This is a genomic window from Pseudomonas sp. KCJK8993 (assembly GCF_046230915.1).
GTDB lineage: Bacteria > Pseudomonadota > Gammaproteobacteria > Pseudomonadales > Pseudomonadaceae > Aquipseudomonas > Aquipseudomonas piscis.
Window position 1 is genome coordinate 21,076 of sequence record NZ_JBJJLO010000024.1, and the last position, 16,519, is coordinate 37,594.

The 16,519-nt window shown below is 64.8% G+C and carries 15 protein-coding genes; 9 read left to right on the forward strand and 6 right to left on the reverse strand.

Annotation, left to right across the window (positions count from 1 at the left end):
* Window positions 1-212 precede the first annotated feature (212 nt).
* On the reverse strand, window positions 213-1,160 hold the full coding sequence (locus ACK6AU_RS10575) for a GlxA family transcriptional regulator (RefSeq protein WP_185697129.1): 948 nt from the start codon (window positions 1,158-1,160) through the stop codon (window positions 213-215).
* A gap of 193 nt (window positions 1,161-1,353) precedes the next feature.
* Between ACK6AU_RS10575 and ACK6AU_RS10580 the strand changes: the two genes are divergently transcribed.
* From ACK6AU_RS10580 to ACK6AU_RS10595, 4 genes are all read left to right on the forward strand, one after another.
* Window positions 1,354-2,298, forward strand: coding sequence for a choline ABC transporter substrate-binding protein (locus tag ACK6AU_RS10580; RefSeq protein WP_185697128.1), 945 nt, complete (start codon window positions 1,354-1,356; stop codon window positions 2,296-2,298).
* Between the two features lie 88 nt (window positions 2,299-2,386).
* On the forward strand, window positions 2,387-3,274 hold the full coding sequence (locus ACK6AU_RS10585) for a 3-keto-5-aminohexanoate cleavage protein (protein ID WP_185697127.1): 888 nt from the start codon (window positions 2,387-2,389) through the stop codon (window positions 3,272-3,274).
* Window positions 3,275-3,414: 140 nt separating this feature from the next.
* The gene (locus ACK6AU_RS10590) at window positions 3,415-4,380 is read left to right on the forward strand and encodes an L-carnitine dehydrogenase (RefSeq protein ID WP_409299214.1); all 966 of its coding nucleotides are present in this window, start codon (window positions 3,415-3,417) and stop codon (window positions 4,378-4,380) included.
* Between the two features lie 86 nt (window positions 4,381-4,466).
* A complete protein-coding gene (locus tag ACK6AU_RS10595; protein ID WP_185697125.1) occupies window positions 4,467-4,943 on the forward strand; it encodes a thioesterase family protein in 477 nt (158 codons plus the stop codon).
* A gap of 86 nt (window positions 4,944-5,029) precedes the next feature.
* On the opposite strand, the gene ACK6AU_RS10600 is transcribed toward ACK6AU_RS10595, so the two are convergent.
* Complete coding sequence (locus ACK6AU_RS10600) at window positions 5,030-5,980, reverse strand: TIGR03899 family protein (RefSeq protein WP_409299216.1); 951 nt, start codon at window positions 5,978-5,980, stop codon at window positions 5,030-5,032.
* Window positions 5,981-6,210: 230 nt separating this feature from the next.
* Window positions 6,211-6,639, reverse strand: coding sequence for a DUF4952 domain-containing protein (locus ACK6AU_RS10605; protein WP_185697123.1), 429 nt, complete (start codon window positions 6,637-6,639; stop codon window positions 6,211-6,213).
* Between the two features lie 253 nt (window positions 6,640-6,892).
* Here ACK6AU_RS10605 and ACK6AU_RS10610 point away from each other — a divergent pair, with 253 nt between their 5' ends.
* Together ACK6AU_RS10610 and aac(6') are read left to right on the forward strand one after the other, a co-directional pair.
* Window positions 6,893-7,156, forward strand: coding sequence for a hypothetical protein (locus tag ACK6AU_RS10610; protein WP_015637320.1), 264 nt, complete (start codon window positions 6,893-6,895; stop codon window positions 7,154-7,156).
* Window positions 7,157-7,222: 66 nt separating this feature from the next.
* On the forward strand, window positions 7,223-7,669 hold the full coding sequence (gene aac(6') / locus ACK6AU_RS10615; protein ID WP_409299220.1) for an aminoglycoside 6'-N-acetyltransferase: 447 nt from the start codon (window positions 7,223-7,225) through the stop codon (window positions 7,667-7,669).
* A 22-nt stretch (window positions 7,670-7,691) separates the two neighbouring features.
* On the opposite strand, the gene ACK6AU_RS10620 is transcribed toward aac(6'), so the two are convergent.
* Together ACK6AU_RS10620 and ACK6AU_RS10625 are read right to left on the reverse strand one after the other, a co-directional pair.
* Window positions 7,692-8,795 (reverse strand): GlxA family transcriptional regulator, encoded by a 1,104-nt coding sequence (locus tag ACK6AU_RS10620; RefSeq protein ID WP_022641528.1) that lies wholly within the window; start codon window positions 8,793-8,795, stop codon window positions 7,692-7,694.
* Window positions 8,796-9,222: 427 nt separating this feature from the next.
* Entirely contained in the window at window positions 9,223-10,599 is a 1,377-nt protein-coding gene (locus ACK6AU_RS10625) for an L-serine ammonia-lyase (RefSeq protein WP_409299222.1), read from the reverse strand.
* Between the two features lie 430 nt (window positions 10,600-11,029).
* Between ACK6AU_RS10625 and ACK6AU_RS10630 the strand changes: the two genes are divergently transcribed.
* The 3 genes from ACK6AU_RS10630 (at window position 11,030) to choV (ending at window position 14,064) form a co-directional block, all read left to right on the forward strand.
* Complete coding sequence (locus ACK6AU_RS10630; RefSeq protein ID WP_185697120.1) at window positions 11,030-11,977, forward strand: choline ABC transporter substrate-binding protein; 948 nt, start codon at window positions 11,030-11,032, stop codon at window positions 11,975-11,977.
* A gap of 66 nt (window positions 11,978-12,043) precedes the next feature.
* Window positions 12,044-12,889 (forward strand): choline ABC transporter permease subunit, encoded by an 846-nt coding sequence (choW, locus tag ACK6AU_RS10635; RefSeq protein WP_409299225.1) that lies wholly within the window; start codon window positions 12,044-12,046, stop codon window positions 12,887-12,889.
* Window positions 12,886-14,064: a choline ABC transporter ATP-binding protein gene (gene choV, locus ACK6AU_RS10640; RefSeq protein WP_185697118.1), complete on the forward strand. Its 1,179-nt coding sequence runs from the start codon at window positions 12,886-12,888 to the stop codon at window positions 14,062-14,064. Before choW ends, choV begins: the two co-directional genes overlap by 4 nt.
* A 211-nt stretch (window positions 14,065-14,275) precedes the next feature.
* On the opposite strand, the gene betT is transcribed toward choV, so the two are convergent.
* Window positions 14,276-16,273 carry a choline BCCT transporter BetT gene (gene betT, locus ACK6AU_RS10645; protein ID WP_185697117.1) on the reverse strand — a complete coding sequence of 666 codons (1,998 nt, stop codon included), beginning with the start codon at window positions 16,271-16,273 and terminating at the stop codon, window positions 14,276-14,278.
* Between the last annotated feature and the right edge of the window lie 246 nt (window positions 16,274-16,519).

A 16,519-nucleotide genomic window follows, 5' to 3' on the forward strand; every position in this document is an offset into this window, starting at 1 on the left:
GCCCACGCTGGCGTACGGCCTGACCCAACGGATTGCCTGCCTCGCGAGCCCGTTTCGCTCCCACCGATAGGGCGGCTCAGAGCCTGCTCACGCTCTAGCGAGCGACGCTCAGGCCAGGAAAAAATGGCTGAGAAAGCGCAATTCTGGGTCCTGAATGAGCAAGCCGTTTTTAACGCCCCATGGGCTAAGCGCAGCAGAGCGTGGACAAGCTCTCAGGCCTTCGGGTTGTGTTGCCGGTCCTCTCGGGGGCAGCGGGAGAACCGCGCGCGGTAGCTGCGGGTGAAGTAGGACGGCGATTCGAAACCGCAGGCGATGCTCACCTCCAGCACGCTCAGGTCGCTCTGGCGCAATAACTGGCGGGCCTTGTCCAGGCGCAGCCCGAGGTAGAAATTGCTCGGCGTGTCGTTGAGGTGCAGGCGGAACAGGCGCTCCAACTGGCGCCGGGTGATGTTGACCGACTCGGCCAGGGCCAGGGTGCTCAGGGGCGGCTCGCTGTGCTGCTCCATCTCGCCGATCACCTGCACCAGTTTCTTGTTGTTGATGCCGTAGCGGCTGGCGACCTCCATGCGCTGGTGGTCCTTGCGCGGGCGGATGCGCCCCAGCACGAACTGCTCGCTGACCTGGATCGCCAGCTGCGGGCCGTGGGCCTGGCCGATCAGGTCGAGCATCATGTCGATGGACGCCGTGCCGCCGGCCGAGCTGATGCGTCGGCGGTCGATCTCGAACAGTTCCTGGGTGACGCTCAACTGTGGATAGGACTCCTTGAAGGCGTCGATCGCTTCCCAGTGCAGGGCCACTCGGTGCCCTTCCAGCAGCCCGGCCTCGGCCAGCACCACGCTACCGGTGTCGATCCCGCCCAGGGTCACCCCTTCCCCATCCAGGCGCCGCAGCCAGTGCTCCAGGGCCGCGCCGAAGGACCGCAGCGGCTCGAACCCGGCCACCACCAGCAAGGTGGCGCCCTTCTTCAAGGGCTCCAGCGCGGCATCGGCGTTGACCGACATGCCGTTGCTGGCCTGCACCGCCCCGCCATCCACACTCAATACATGCCAGCGATACAGGCCGCCGCGAAAGCGATTGGCCACCCGCAGAGGCTCGATGGCCGAGATGAAACCGATGGCCGAGAACCCCGGCAGCAGCAAGAAATAGAAATCCTGGGACATGGGACGCACTCGGAGGACGGGCGGCGTGGCCATTGTGATACGCCGTTTCCCGGGCGGCTTCAAGACGCAAGGTCGCCGCAGTGCAAGAGCCGGTCGCCGCTGTGCGTTTTCGCAACCCGCCAGCTGCGTAACGTGGCATCACCGGCGCACGAAGACGCCGCCCCCACAATAACGACCTGCCGAGGAAACCCTCATGAAACGACTGATCAGCCGTTGTGTACTGGCGCTTAGCGGTACTGTCCTGTTCAGCTCCGGGGCCATGGCCGCCGACGCCGCCAGTTGCCAGAACGTGCGCCTGGGCGTGGTCAACTGGACCGACGTGATCGCCACCAGCGCCATGGCCCAGGTCCTGCTGGACGGCCTCGGCTACAAGACCAAGCAGACCAGCGCCTCGCAGCAGATCATCTTCGCCGGCATCCGCGACCAGCGCCTGGACCTGTTCCTGGGCTACTGGAACCCCCTGATGACCCAGACCATCACCCCGTTCGTCGAGGCCGGCCAGGTCAAGGTCCTCGACCAACCCAGCCTGAAAGACGCCCGCGCCACCCTCGCCGTGCCCACTTACCTGGCGGAAAAAGGCCTGAAGAGCTTCGCCGACATCGCCCGCTTCGAGAAGGAACTGGGCGGCAAGATCTACGGCATCGAGCCCGGTTCCGGCGCCAATGCCCAGATCAAGGCGATGATCGCCAAGAACCAGTTCGGCCTCGGCAAGTTCCAGCTGGTGGAGTCCAGCGAGGCCGGCATGCTCGCCGCGGTGGACCGCGCGGTACGGCGCAAGGAAGCGGTGGTGTTCTTCGGCTGGGCGCCGCATCCGATGAACGTCAACGTGCAGATGACCTACCTCTCCGGCAGCGACAACGCCCTGGGGCCCGATGAAGGCCGGGCCACGGTCTGGACGGTCACGGCCCCCAGCTACGCCCGGCAGTGCCCCAATGTCAGCCGGCTGCTGGCCAACCTGACCTTCAGCGCTGAGGACGAGAGCCGCATGATGCAGCCGCTGCTGAACCACAAGGACGCCCTGGAGTCCGCCCGGCAGTGGCTCAAGGATCATCCGCAAGACCAGCAGCGCTGGCTCGACGGGGTGACCACCTTCGACGGCAAGCCGGCCATCGAGCACCTGCAACTGACCCGCCAATGACCTGAAGACCCGTGCCGTCGCGCCGCCCGCCAGGGCCGCGCACGGCAGCGCCACGCCCCCAGCAAACACGCCTGTAAGGAATTGCACCATGAACCACGACGTCATCATCACTTGCGCACTCACCGGGGCCGGCGATACCACCGCCAAGAGTCCCCATGTGCCCATCACCCCCAAGCAGATCGCCGCCGCCGCGGTAGAAGCCGCCAAGGCCGGGGCCACCGTGGTCCACTGCCACGTCCGCGATCCCCGGACCGGCAAGTTCAGCCGCGACGTGGCGCTGTACCGCGAAGTCATGGAGCGCATCCGCGAAGCCGACGTCGACATCATCGTCAACCTCACCGCCGGCATGGGCGGCGACCTGGAGATCGGCCCGGGGGAACGCCCCACCGAGTTCGGCCCCCATACCGACCTGGTCGGCCCGCTGGCGCGCCTGGCCCACGTCGAGGCGCTGCTGCCGGAGATCTGCACCCTGGACTGCGGCACCCTGAATTTCGGCGACGGCGACACCATCTACGTCTCGACCCCGGCCCAACTGCGGGCCGGGGCTCGGCGCATCCAGGAACTGGGGGTGAAGGCCGAGCTGGAGATCTTCGATACCGGCCACCTGTGGTTCGCCAAGCAGATGATCAAGGAAGGCCTGCTGGACGACCCGCTGTTCCAGCTGTGCCTGGGCATTCCCTGGGGCGCTCCGGCCGATACCACCACCATGAAGGCCATGGTCGACAACCTGCCGCCGGACGTGGTCTGGGCCGGCTTCGGCATCGGCCGCATGCAGATGCCAATGGCCGCCCAGGCCGTGCTGCTGGGCGGCAACGTGCGGGTCGGCCTGGAAGACAACCTGTGGCTGGACAAGGGCGTGCTGGCGACCAACGGCCAGTTGGTGGAGCGCGCCAGCGAGATCCTCAACCGCCTGGGAGCACGCGTCCTGAGCCCGGCCGAGGGGCGCCAGAAGATGGGCCTGAACAAGCGCGGCTGATCCCGATACCTCCCTCTTCCGTAGGAGCGAGGCTTGCCCGCGAAAAATGGGGACATCCAATGCATTTTCTGCGTCTGGAGGATCCCATCGCGGGCAAGCTCCGCTCCTACAGAGGGCCACAACTCTTTCAGGAAACGACCATGAGCTTTATCACCGACATCAAGACCTTCGCTGCCCTGGGCAGTGGCGTGATCGGCAGCGGCTGGGTAGCCCGCGCCCTGGCCCATGGCCTGGACGTGGTGGCCTGGGACCCGGCCCCCGGCGCCGAGGCGGCCCTGCGCCAGCGGGTGGCCAATGCCTGGGGCGCCCTGGAGAAGCAGGGCCTGGCGCCCGGCGCCTCCCAGGATCGCCTGCGTTTCGTGGCGACCATCGAGGAATGCGTGCGTGACGCGGACTTCATCCAGGAAAGCGCCCCGGAACGCCTGGAACTCAAGCTGGAGCTGCACAGCAAGATCAGCGCGGCGGCCAAGCCCGACGCGCTGATCGGCTCCAGCACCTCGGGGCTGCTGCCCAGCGAATTCTACGAAGGCGCGACCCACCCGGAACGCTGCGTGGTGGGCCACCCGTTCAACCCGGTGTACCTGCTGCCGCTGGTGGAGGTGGTGGGCGGCACGCGCACCGCGCCAGAGGCCGTGCAAGCGGCGATCCAGGTCTACCAATCCCTGGGCATGCGCCCGCTGCACGTGCGCAAGGAGGTCCCGGGGTTCATCGCCGACCGCCTGCTCGAGGCCCTGTGGCGCGAAGCCCTGCACCTGGTCAACGACGGGGTGGCGAGCACCGGCGAGATCGACGATGCGATCCGCTTCGGCGCCGGCCTGCGCTGGTCGTTCATGGGCACCTTTCTCACCTACACCCTAGCGGGCGGGGATGCCGGCATGCGCCACTTCATGGCCCAGTTCGGCCCGGCGCTGCAACTGCCCTGGACCTACCTGCCGGCCCCGGAGCTGACCGACACGCTGATCGATGCGGTGGTCGAAGGCACTGCCGAGCAACTGGGCGAGCGCAGCATCGCCGCCCTGGAGCGCTATCGCGACGACTGCCTGCTGGCGGTGCTGGAGGCGGTGAAGAACACCAAGGCCAGGCACGGCATGAGCTTTCGCGAGTAACGCCCCCGGGTAGCCACTGCCGGACGCCTTGGGGCCTTCGGCGGCGGCCCCGGGATTCCAGCCTGTCCCTTGCCCGAGTCCCTGCCATGCCTGCACTGACCACCTACAACACCCGCATCCGCGCCGACTGGGTCGACTACAACGGCCACTTGCGCGACGCCTTCTACCTGCTGATCTTCAGCTACGCCACCGATGCCCTGATGGACCGCCTGGGGCTGGACAGCGACAACCGCGAGGCCAGCGGCCACTCGCTGTTCACCCTGGAGCTGCACCTGAATTACCTGCACGAGGTGAAGCTCGACACCGAGGTGCAAGTACGCACCCAGATCATCGGCCACGACCACAAGCGCCTGCACCTGTACCACAGCCTGCACCAGGCCGGTGATCCCCGGGAGCTGGCCGGCAACGAACAGATGCTGCTCCACGTCGATCTTGCCGGGCCGCATTCGGCGCCGTTCACCGCCGCCGTGCGGCAACGGCTTGCGGCGCTGCAAGCCGCACAGGCCGACCTGCCACCTCCAGCCTGGATCGGCCGGGTGATCGGCTTGCCCACGCAGAGCTGATCGCCAGCCCGAAAAGACACCGTCCCGGGGCCACCAGGTGCAGGCGCCAATGGCCATGACGGGGCGGGACCCGGCACGGCCAACGCTCAGGGACGGTCGATCAGTTCGACCTTGGCGATCTTCTGCAACTTGTCCTGGAGCAGCTCGACGTAATCGGGGTTCACCTCTTCGTCCAGCAGTTGGTAGAGCTCGGCGCCCACGCCGGTGAAGTTGATGAAGGCCAGGGTCGACTTGTCCTTCAACACCTCGACCCTCAGGGACTTCGAGTAGAAGTCGAAATCCAGCACGGTGGCCGCTGGCAGATCGGAAATGCACAGCTCCTTGGCATGGATCAGGCCCAGGGCCTGGAGCGCGAGTTGGTCTGTAAGGGGAATGCCGCAGCGGTGCAATTCCAGGTCTTGAAAATCGATGTCTGCCAGGGCATTGAACCAGCGCAGCTTGCGTCGGCCATTGACCAGGACCACCGGGGCACTGCCCTTGCCCAGCTTGCTGGCGACCGCGCACAACTTGCGAAAGGCGTTCGCTTCGGCGGCGGTCATGCTCTTGAGGACATCCATCGCACGCACGGAAAAACTGCCCGGACTGCCTACCTCCAGGGACAGGATCCTGGCCCAGAGCGCCTGCATCTGCTGCGAGGAGATCTTCTGCGCGCGCTCGACGAAGTCGGTCAGCCAATCCTGGTCGACACTGTGCTCGTCCGCCGACTCGGGAGGGTTTTCCAGGGCCTGGGCAAAGATCCGCTCGAGGTTTTCCTGCTTCAGCAGTTCCTGGTGCAACCTGCGCTTGGCGCTGCGCCGGGCCAGTTCCTCTTCATGCTCGAGCATCACCGAGCGGCGCTGCTGGTCCGCCTCCAGCAGGGCTTGTTCACGCTGGATTTCCGACGCAGTCGTGGCCTGGGCCAGCTTCAGCACGCTATAGGCCTGGGCATCGGCATCACGACGCAAGCCGATGGGCCGGTACAGGTGGCCGCAGCCGTTGGAAATCGTCTCGATCAGCTTGTTCAGTACCTTGTCCGACACTGGCGCTTCCTCATCCATGGGCAATCTCGCGAAAGTTGAACCAGGCGCACTATCGCATAACCGCCAAGCGCATAAAAAAAGCCCCGATCAAGCCGTGACAGGATCGGGGCAGGACTACTGCTGAGGAGCCGCGGTGAGAAGGTGACCAAACCGTTCTGCCGTTAGCTGGCTCCAGTCTGCCCACTCTGGCCGGGCGCCGATTAGCCGAATGCGACCTGCCCATAGGTAAAAGGGCCATTGCGAGCGCATCAGGGCTCCTCGGTGTACAGCACGACCCTCACATGGAAATAGCCGATCTTGTCCCAGTCCTCCCGGCGGTTATAGGGCGTTTCTTCCGAGCCCATGCCGAGCTGGTACTGGCGGCCGCTGGCCGGGTCCCGATAGGCGCTGGAGCCCTGGGTTTCCCAGCCACAGCAGGCGAACTTCAAGTCGCTCATGTCCCCTGTGAGGCGCTGCAGGTAACGCTCCACTGCCTGGGCATGCCGACCTTCGACCCGGTAGGTGGCGGTCAGCGGCGCACCCTGTTCCTGGGGTGCGGACTCACAACCGACAAACTCCAGGACCTGCGGCGGTTCGGCGCCGGCCCGCAGAAAGTCGGCACACGCGGGGCCGGCCCAGGCGCCATTGGAAAACACCCATGCCAGGACAGCCAGGGCCGCTGCTAGCAGCACTTTCATCGATTCCAACTCCATGGTTTGCGGATCAGCGGCCAACCATCGGCCGCTGGCGCAGGATACCTGTGGTCGACGCTTGCGGTGACGGTTTCTCCGACCTTGCGACGGGGCATTCAGGCAAGTCCGCCGGGCTGACTTAGCCGAAAACGACCTGTTCATAGGTAAACGGGCCATCGCGACAATCTGCCCTTGCCGCCATCGGGACGGCCTACCAGAATCGGCTGGCGACCCCACTCCCTGAACAAGGACAAGCGCCATGATGCACGCGGATTTGATTGACCAGGACGACCTGCTGGGGCAACTCCGGGCCCTGGGATTCGAGATGCCCGCAGGCGCCAGTGCCGAGCAGGCCTGCGAATGCGCGGTCAGGGGCCTGAGCGATGCCCGGGCCAAGGCGCTCAAGGGCATGGTCGAGCAGATGCTCACCGGCAACGCGACCATTCTTCCTGCCGTGCGCCAGGCCATCGATCGTCAATTGCTGCCGGCCCTGGCCGAGTACCAACAGCAAAAACGCGCCTGAATCGCCCCGGGGCCCTGGGCCGGTTGCTAGAGTACGCACCTCTTTGTACCGCACAGGCGACCGCCCATGATCCGTATCCTGCCCGGCCAAGCCGTCGACCCCGGCCATTGGCTGCAATTGCGCCTGGGCCTGTGGCCCCACTGCCCGGCCGAGGAACACCGGGAAGAAATCCGCCAGATGCTCGCCGAGCCCGCACGCTACGGCTGCTGGCTGGCCCAGGCTGCCGACGGTGAAACGCTGGGCCTGGCCGAGGCGTCGTTGCGCCACGACTACGTCAATGGCACCGACAGCTCGCCGGTGGTGTTTCTCGAAGGTATCTACGTCGCTCCCCAGCACCGGCGCCAGGGCCTGGCCCAGCGCCTGATCGAACGAGTCAGCCAGTGGGGACGGCAGCAGGGCTGCGTGGAGATCGCCTCGGACGCCAGCCTGGACAACCTGGTCAGCCACGCCCTGCACCGCGCGCTTGGCTTCGAGGAAACCGAGCGCGTGGTGTATTTCAAGAAGGCGCTGTGACCGGGGCTGCCAGCGACCGCGCCTAGAGGCGCACGCTGGCGAAGGTCGACTCGTTGCGCGCCTGGCTCAGGGCCGACAGCGGCCCGGACAATGGCGCCAGGACCATGGCCTGGGGCAGCGGCATCATCGCCACCTGCTGGGTGGTGTTGGAACCGATGCGCTCGTCACGTGGCGGAATGCCGAAATATTCGCGATAGCACTTGGAGAAGTGCGGGGTGGAGACGAAACCGCAGACCGAGGCCACTTCGATGATCGACATCGGCGTCTGCTTGAGCAGTTGCCGGGCGCGGATCAAGCGCAGCTTGAGGTAGTAGCGCGATGGCGAGCAGTGCAGGTACTTCTGGAACAGACGCTCCAGTTGCCGGCGCGATACCGCGACGTACACCGCCAGTTCGTCGAGATCGATCGGCTCCTCCAGGTTGGCTTCCATCAGCGCGACGATTTCCTGCAGCTTGGGCTGGTTGGTGCCGAGCATGTGCTTGAGCGGCACGCGCTGGTGATCCTGCTCGTTGCGGATCCGCTCGTAGACGAACATCTCCGAGATCGCCGCCGACAGCTCGCGGCCGTGATCGCGGCTGATCAGGTGCAGCATCATGTCCAGCGGCGCGGTGCCGCCGGAGCTGGTGAAGCGGTTGCGATCGAGGGTGAACAGCCGGGTGCTCATGGCCACCCGGGGGAAGGCTTCCTGCATTGCCGCCAGGCATTCCCAGTGCACGCTGCAATCGAAGCCGTCCAGCAGGCCGGCGCAGGCCAGGGCCCAGCTGCCGGTGCACACCGCGCCGAGGCGCCGGGACTGGCGGGCCTGGCTCTGCAACCAGGACACATGCTCGCGGGTGACGGTGCGCTGGATGCCGATACCGCCACAGACGATCACGGTATCCAGGCTGGGGGCTTTGTGCATGGACGCGTCGGGGGTGATTTGCAGGCCATCGCTGGCCCAGACCTGGCCGCCATCGACGCTGAGGGTGGTCCAGCGATACAGCTCGCGACCGGACAGTTGGTTGGCCATGCGCAGGGGTTCGACTGCGGAGGCCAGGGAAATCAGCGTGAAATTATCCAGCAGCAAGAAACCGATGGATTGAGGCGCACGGTTCTGGGGTTGGGCCCCGGAGTTGAACGACGTCATCGCGATATCTCCTCACACAAAGCGGGTGATGGCCTCAGGCGGAGGCTCTTGTTATTGGTGCCCGTTTCTCGATGGAAACCGGCTTGGTCATCTCAGAGCAATTGCCATGCCTAAAGTTGAATGGGCATTCAATAACTCCTGAAAACGACGTCGCGAAGCGTCTATATAGCCCTTGCCCAAGTACGGATTGGCAGTGCGCGGGGGAAGGCCGGCGGATCGCGGCCGAGGACGGTGAGCAGTTAGGTAGCACTTGTAGAGCCGTTGCGTGAGGCGGACAACGCCGAGTGTCACTCAAAGCGCAACCGGACCGGTGTCCACCGGGCAAGCGCCGGCCCGGTTCGGCCACTTGCCTATGCGCGACGCGCCAAAAGGTGGCATCGGCCCGGGGGCCGGGCCATTTGAGCGCGCGTTCGCACGCCCGAACCGATCAGCACTCCACCGCGCTGACCGCCAGGCCACCGCGAGAAGTCTCTTTATATTTGTCGTGCATGTCGGCGCCGGTATCGCGCATGGTGCGGATCACCCGGTCCAGGGAAATGAAATGCTGGCCATCGCCGCGCAGGGCCATCTGCGCGGCGTTGATCGCCTTCACCGCGGCGATCGCGTTGCGTTCGATGCAGGGCACCTGCACCAGCCCGCCCACCGGATCGCAGGTCAGGCCGAGGTTGTGTTCCAGGCCGATCTCCGCGGCGTTGCACAATTGTTCCGGGGTAGCGCCGAGAATCTCCGCCAGGCCCGCCGCCGCCATGGCACAGGCCGAACCGACCTCGCCCTGGCAACCGACCTCGGCACCGGAAATGGAGGCGTTCTTCTTGCACAGGATGCCGATGGCCGCCGCGCCGAGGAAAAAGTCCACCACGTTGGCGTCGGTCACGTCCTCGCTGAACTTCATGAAGTAGTGCAGCACCGCCGGGATGATGCCCGCCGCACCATTGGTGGGCGCGGTGACCATGCGTCCGCCGGCGGCGTTCTCTTCGTTGACCGCCAGGGCATAGAGGTTGACCCACTCCATGGCGCTCAGGGTCGAGCCGATCACATTGGGCTTGTTCAACTCCAGCAAGCTGCGGTGCAGCTTGGCCGCCCGGCGCCGCACGTTGAGCCCGCCCGGCAGCGTGCCTTCGTGCTTGAGGCCTTGTTCGACGCAGTCCTGCATGGCCCGCCAGAGCGCCATCAGCCCGCTGCGGATTTCCTCCTCGGAACGCCAGGTCTTCTCGTTGGCCAGCATCAGCTCGGCCACCCGCAGGTTGTGCCTGCGGCACAGTTCGAGCAGCTCTACCGCGCTGGAGAAATCGTAAGGCAGCTCGCTGCGATCCAGGTCCGCCACACCGCTGTCGGCCTGGGCCTGGTCGACGACGAAACCGCCGCCCACCGAATAATAAGTGTCGCGATGCAGTTCGCCGCCCTCGCCTTCGGCCACCAGGGTCATGGCATTGGGATGGAACGGCAGGTTCTGCTCCAGCAGGAGCATGTCCCGGGACCAGACGAACGGCAGCGGCAGGCGCCCGTCCAGCAGCAAGGTGGACGTTTCCCGCAGCACGTCGATGCGGGTGCCGATCAGCGACGGGTCGATCGCGTCCGGCCATTCGCCCATCAGGCCCATGATCACCGCGTTGTCGCTGCCATGGCCGATGCCGGTGGCCGACAACGATCCGTACAGTCGCACCTCGATCCGCCGCACCTGCTCCAGTTGCTGCCGTTGGCCCAGGGCCTGGACGAACAGCGCCGCGGCGCGCATGGGACCGACGGTATGGGAACTGGACGGGCCGATGCCGATTTTGAACAGGTCGAAAACACTGATAGCCATGCCTGGATAACTCCTCGATGAGCACAGTCCGGGCGCCGAAAACGCCCACTGACGGAGCTGCTACGCTCAAGCTGCAATCCGCCGAGAAGGGCGCATCATCGGGCTTTTGCCGCGCTTGCCGACGTCTGACACCGACTCGCTCATGCCCACCAACGCCGCTTGGCGCCAGGGTCGAATTTCGGGCGTTTTTGTAGCCCGGACGCAGGAAAAATCGCGCAAAAACGCTGGATGCGACCTCACCGACACTGGATGCGACCCTCCCTGTACTGGATACGACGCACCCGGTAGGCGACAGATTTTCACTGGTACATGATCAGTCTCGACTCGATTGCAAGGCACGGTGGTAGAGCTGTTCCCGACACACCAACCGCCATACTCAATAAGCGCGGTCCGAACGCCGCCAAGAAGAACATCCAGGAGTCCCCCCTCTATGAAAGGTTCCCCCTCGTTGTTGCTGGCCGCCATGCTGAGTCTGCCGTACCTGGCACAGGCCGCAGAACCGGCGCAATGCAGTACCGTGAACTTCTCCGATGTCGGCTGGACCGATATCACCGTGACCACCGCCACCACCAGCGTCGTGCTCAACGCCCTGGGCTACAAGACCAAGACCACGATGATCTCCGTGCCGGTGACCTACAAGTCTCTGGCCGACGGCAAGAACATGGACGTGTTCCTCGGCAACTGGATGCCGACCATGGAAAACGACATCAAGCAGTATCGCGATGCCGGCACCGTGGAGACCGTGCGCGCCAACCTGGAGAACGCCAAGTACACCCTGGCGGTGCCCCAGGCGCTGTATGACAAGGGCCTCAAGGACTTCGCCGATATCGCCAAGTTCAAGACCGAGCTGGACGGCAAGATCTACGGCATCGAGCCGGGCAACGACGGCAACCGCACCATCCAGAGCATGATCGACAAGAACGCCTTCGGCCTGAAGGACGCCGGCTTCAAGGTGGTCGAATCCAGCGAGGCGGGCATGTTGAGCCAGGTCGAACGCGCCCAGCGCCGCGACACCGCGGTGGTGTTCCTGGGCTGGGAACCGCATCCGATGAACACCCGCTTCAAGATGAAGTACCTGACCGGTGGCGACGAGTTCTTCGGTCCCAACTTCGGCCAGGCGACCATCTACACCAACACCCGCAAGGGCTACGTCCAGGAGTGCAGCAACGTCGGGCAACTGCTGAAGAACCTGTCGTTCACCCTGAACATGGAAAGCACCCTGATGGGCAACGTGCTGGACGACAAGATGAAGCCTGACGCGGCCGCCAAGGCCTGGCTCAAGAAAAACCCCGAAGTACTCGACACCTGGCTCGCCGGCGTGACCACCATCGATGGCAAACCAGGACTGGAGGCCGTCAAAGCCAAGCTTGCCCAGTAAGTCGCTGACGCCGGGCGGGTTCGCCCGCCCGGGCTGTTTTTCCATTGCATGCGGACGTTCATTACCATGCTCACTGATCAGAAAATCCCCTTGGGCCAGTACATCGCGGCCTTCGTCGAATGGCTGACGAAACACGGCGCCAGCATCTTCGATGCGATCGCCACTACCCTTGAGGCCATGATTCACGGCGTGACCTTCGCGCTGACCTGGTTCACCCCCCTGGCCCTGATCGGCCTGATCGCCCTGCTGGCGCACATGATCCAGCGCAAATGGGGCCTGACCGTATTCGTCGTGCTGTCCTTCCTGCTGATCCTCAACCTGGGGTACTGGCAGGAAACCATGGAGACCCTGGCCCAGGTGACCTTCGCCACCCTGGTCTGCGTGGTCATCGGCGTGCCGCTGGGCATCCTCGCCGCACACAAGCCGATGTTCTACACCGCCATGCGCCCGGTACTCGACCTGATGCAGACCGTGCCGACCTTCGTCTACCTGATCCCGACCCTGACCCTGTTCGGCCTGGGCGTGGTCCCGGGACTGATTTCCACCGTGGTGTTCGCCATCGCCGCACCGATCCGCCTGACCTACCTGGGCATCTGCGACGTGCCGCAGGAACTGATGGACGCCGGCAAGGCCTTTGGCTGCTCGCGGCGCCAGTTGCTGACCCGTATCGAACTGCCCCACGCGATGCCGAGCATCGCCGCCGGCGTGACCCAGTGCATCATGCTGTCGTTGTCGATGGTGGTGATCGCGGCCCTGGTGGGCGCCGACGGCCTGGGCAAACCCGTGGTCAATGCACTGAACACCGCCGATATCTCTCTGGGCTTCGAAGCGGGCCTGGCGATCGTGTTGCTGGCCATCATGCTCGACCGTATCTGCAAGCAGCCGGAACTGCCGGCAAGGGGTGAGGCATGAGCATCATTCGTTTCGAAGACGTCGACGTCATCTTCTCCAACAAGCCGCGCGAGGCCCTGGCACTGCTGGACAAGGGCCAGACCCGCGAGCAGATCCTCAAGCAGACCGGCCTGGTGGTCGGCGTGGAAAAGGCCAACCTGGATATCAACAAGGGCGAGATCTGCGTGCTGATGGGCCTGTCCGGCTCGGGCAAGTCGAGCCTGCTGCGCTGCATCAACGGCCTCAATACCGTGAGCCGCGGCAAGCTGTTCGTCGAGCACGAAGGCAAGCACATCGATATCGCCCACTGCACCCCGGCGGAGCTGAAGATGATGCGCACCAAGCGCATCGCCATGGTGTTCCAGAAGTTTGCCCTGATGCCCTGGCTGACGGTGCGCGAGAACATCAGCTTCGGCCTGGAGATGCAGGGCCGTCCCGAGAAGGAGCGGCGCAAGCTGGTGGACGAGAAGCTGGAGCTGGTGGGCCTGACCCAGTGGCGCAACAAGAAGCCCGACGAGCTGTCCGGTGGCATGCAGCAACGCGTGGGCCTGGCCCGCGCCCTGGCCATGGACGCCGACATCCTGCTGATGGACGAGCCCTTCTCGGCCCTCGACCCGCTGATCCGCCAGGGCCTGCAGGACGAGCTGCTGGAGCTGCAGCGCAAGCTGAGCAAGACCATCGTGTTCGTCAGCCACGACCTGGACGAAGCCCTGAAACTGGGCAGCCGCATCGCCATCATGAAGGACGGGCGGATCATCCAGTACAGCAAGCCCGAAGAGATCGTGCTCAACCCGGCGGACGACTACGTGCGCACCTTCGTCGCCCATACCAACCCGTTGAACGTGCTGTGCGGGCGCAGCCTGATGCGCACCCTGGACAACTGCAAGCGGGTCAACGGCTCGGTGTGCCTGGACCCCGGCGGCGACTCCTGGCTGGACCTGGCCGAGGGCAACACCATCAAGGGCGCCCGGCGCAACGGCTCGCAGCTGGACCTGCAGAACTGGGTGCCGGGGCAGTCGGTGGAAGAGCTGGGCCGGCGCCCGACCCTGGTGGATTCCAATATCGGCATGCGCGAGGCCCTGCAGATCCGCTACCAGACCGGCAACAAGCTGGTGCTCCACGATAACCACAAGGTGGTGGGGATCCTTGGCGACAGCGAGCTCTACCACGCGCTGCTCGGCAAGAACCTGGGCTGATGCACGGAAACGACAACGCCGCGACCTGGGTCGCGGCGTTGTCGTTTGAGCGGGAATAGAGGGTGCGAATTGCACCTGTTGCAGGAGCGGATGTGGCGGTAAGCCACACATCGCTTCGCGGGCAAGCCCTGCTCCTGCGTAGGAGCCAGGCTTGCCCGCGATGCAGGCGACGCGGTACCCGGTGAACCCGGGCCCGCGTCTACTTCAGGACTTAGCTATAGACCCGGCCCAGGAGTTGCCGATGGCTTTCGAACTGATCGAGCACGTCACGGGTGATCTGATCCTGGGTGAAGCCCATCAAGTCGTATTCCTGGCTGCCGTTGTGCAGGTACACCTCGGCACGGTAGTAGCGTGCACGCGCCTCCGGCGCATCGGCCGACTCGCTCGGCGCCGCCAGGTAACCGTCCAGGCTCACTTCATAGACGAAGGGGTTGCCCTCTTCCATCTCGATCCGCACACCCATGCAGCGCTTGGACTTGCCCAGCAGGGTCTGCACATCCAGCCCCTGGTTGCGCAACTGGGTCGCGGCTTCTTCCAGGGCCGGGGTCACGTGCTTGTCCATGAAGCGCTGGACCACTGCCTGGGTCGGCTGCAGGTCCAGCTGGGTCAGGCGCTCGCTGAAACCGCGACGGCCGCGGGCCGCCAGCTCCGCTTGTTCCTGCTCGACCCGGGTGTCCTGGGCCATGGCCTTGTACAGGCCGAACATGAAGCACACCAGCACCACCGAGAACGGCAGGCCAGCCAGTACCACCATGGTCTGCATGGCCTGGAAGTTACCGGCGAACAGCAGGCCGACGGTCACCAGGGTGATCACGACCGACCAGAAGATCCGCAGCCAGTGCGGGGCGTCTTCGTCGACGTTACCGCCCTTGCAGGACAGGTTGGCCATCATCACCGCGCCGGAGTCGGCCGGGGTCAGGAACAGCACGAAGCCCACGAAGATCGACACACCGATGACGATCTTCGACGCCGGGTAATGCTCAAGCAGCTGGTAGATCGCCATGGACGGCTGTTCCAGGGCGGTCTTGCCCAGTTCCACCGCGCCCTGGTTGAGCACCAGGTCCAGGGCCGAGTTGCCGAAGATCGACAGCCAGGCCAGGGTGAAGCCCAGCGGGATCAGCAGTACGCCAGCCACCAGCTCGCGCACGGTACGACCACGGGAAATACGAGCGATGAACATGCCGACAAAAGGTGCCCAGGAAATCCACCAGGCCCAGTAGAACAGGGTCCACAGGCCCAGCCAGCGATCGGACTTGGCACTGTCGCCTTCATACACATAGAGGTCGAATGTCTTGAGCACCACGCCGTTGAGGTAGTCGCCGATGTTCTGCACGAAGCCGTTGAGCAGGTGCAGGGTCGGACCGAACAGCAGGACGAAGATCAGCAAGCCACTGAACAGGACGATGTTCAGGTTGGACAGGCGGCGAATGCCGTTCTCCACCCCGGATACCGCGGCGATGGTGGCCACCGTGCTCATGACGATGATCACGATCAACAGGTTGGTGTTGCTGTGCTCCATGCCGAACAGGTTTTCCAGGCCGGACGATACCTGCATCGAGCCGATGCCCAGGTTGGTCACCAGGCCCAGCAGGGTCACGAACATGCCGAAACCGTCCACCGCGTGGCCGGCCGCGCCCTTGACCCAGCGCTCGCCGACCAATGGGTACAGCGCCGACCGCAGGGCCAGCGGCTGGTTATGCCGGTAGGCGAAGTACGCCACCGCCAGGCCCACCAGGGCATAGATCGCCCAGCCGTGCAGGCCCCAGTGCAGGAATGTCAGTTGCAGCGCCTGGCGCGCGGCCTGGTTGCTGGCCGGCACGCCTTCGGGCGGGTTGAAGTAGTGGTCCAGGGGCTCGGACGCACCGAAGTACAGCAGCGAGATGCCGATGCCGGACGAGAACAGCATCCCGGCCCAGGCGCCATAGCTGAAGTCCGGGGTATCTTGCTTGGCCCCCAGCTTGAGCTTGCCGTAGGAAGAAAACGCCAGGCCCACCACGAACACCAGGTAGGCGGCGATCACCAGCATGTAGTACCAGCCGAAACTGCGGGACAACCAGGCCTGGGCAATGTCCAGCATCTTGCCGGCCTCTTGCGGGGCGATGATCAGGATGGCAGTCAACAACAGGATCAGCGCGGTCGAGGTATAGAACACCCAACCGTTGACCCGCACCTTTTCCGGCGGGGTCTTTATAAGAGAGGCAGAACTCATTGCACAGATGCTCCAGGCAGTGCGAGAGAAGGACACAAGGCAACACGGCACCCGACCAATCGGTTAGTTGGCAGCCGATCGTCGGGTGATATAAAGACACCCCGAAAAAAGCCCGGACCCACGGCGGCTGCGTTGCGAACCAGCATCCCCGACCTCGACTCGAACCCCTGGTTCGGCGTCAGGCCTGAAGCGTCTTGCCCATTCAACACGTCCGTCCTTACCGGTTCACGCCATGCCATCCCTGGG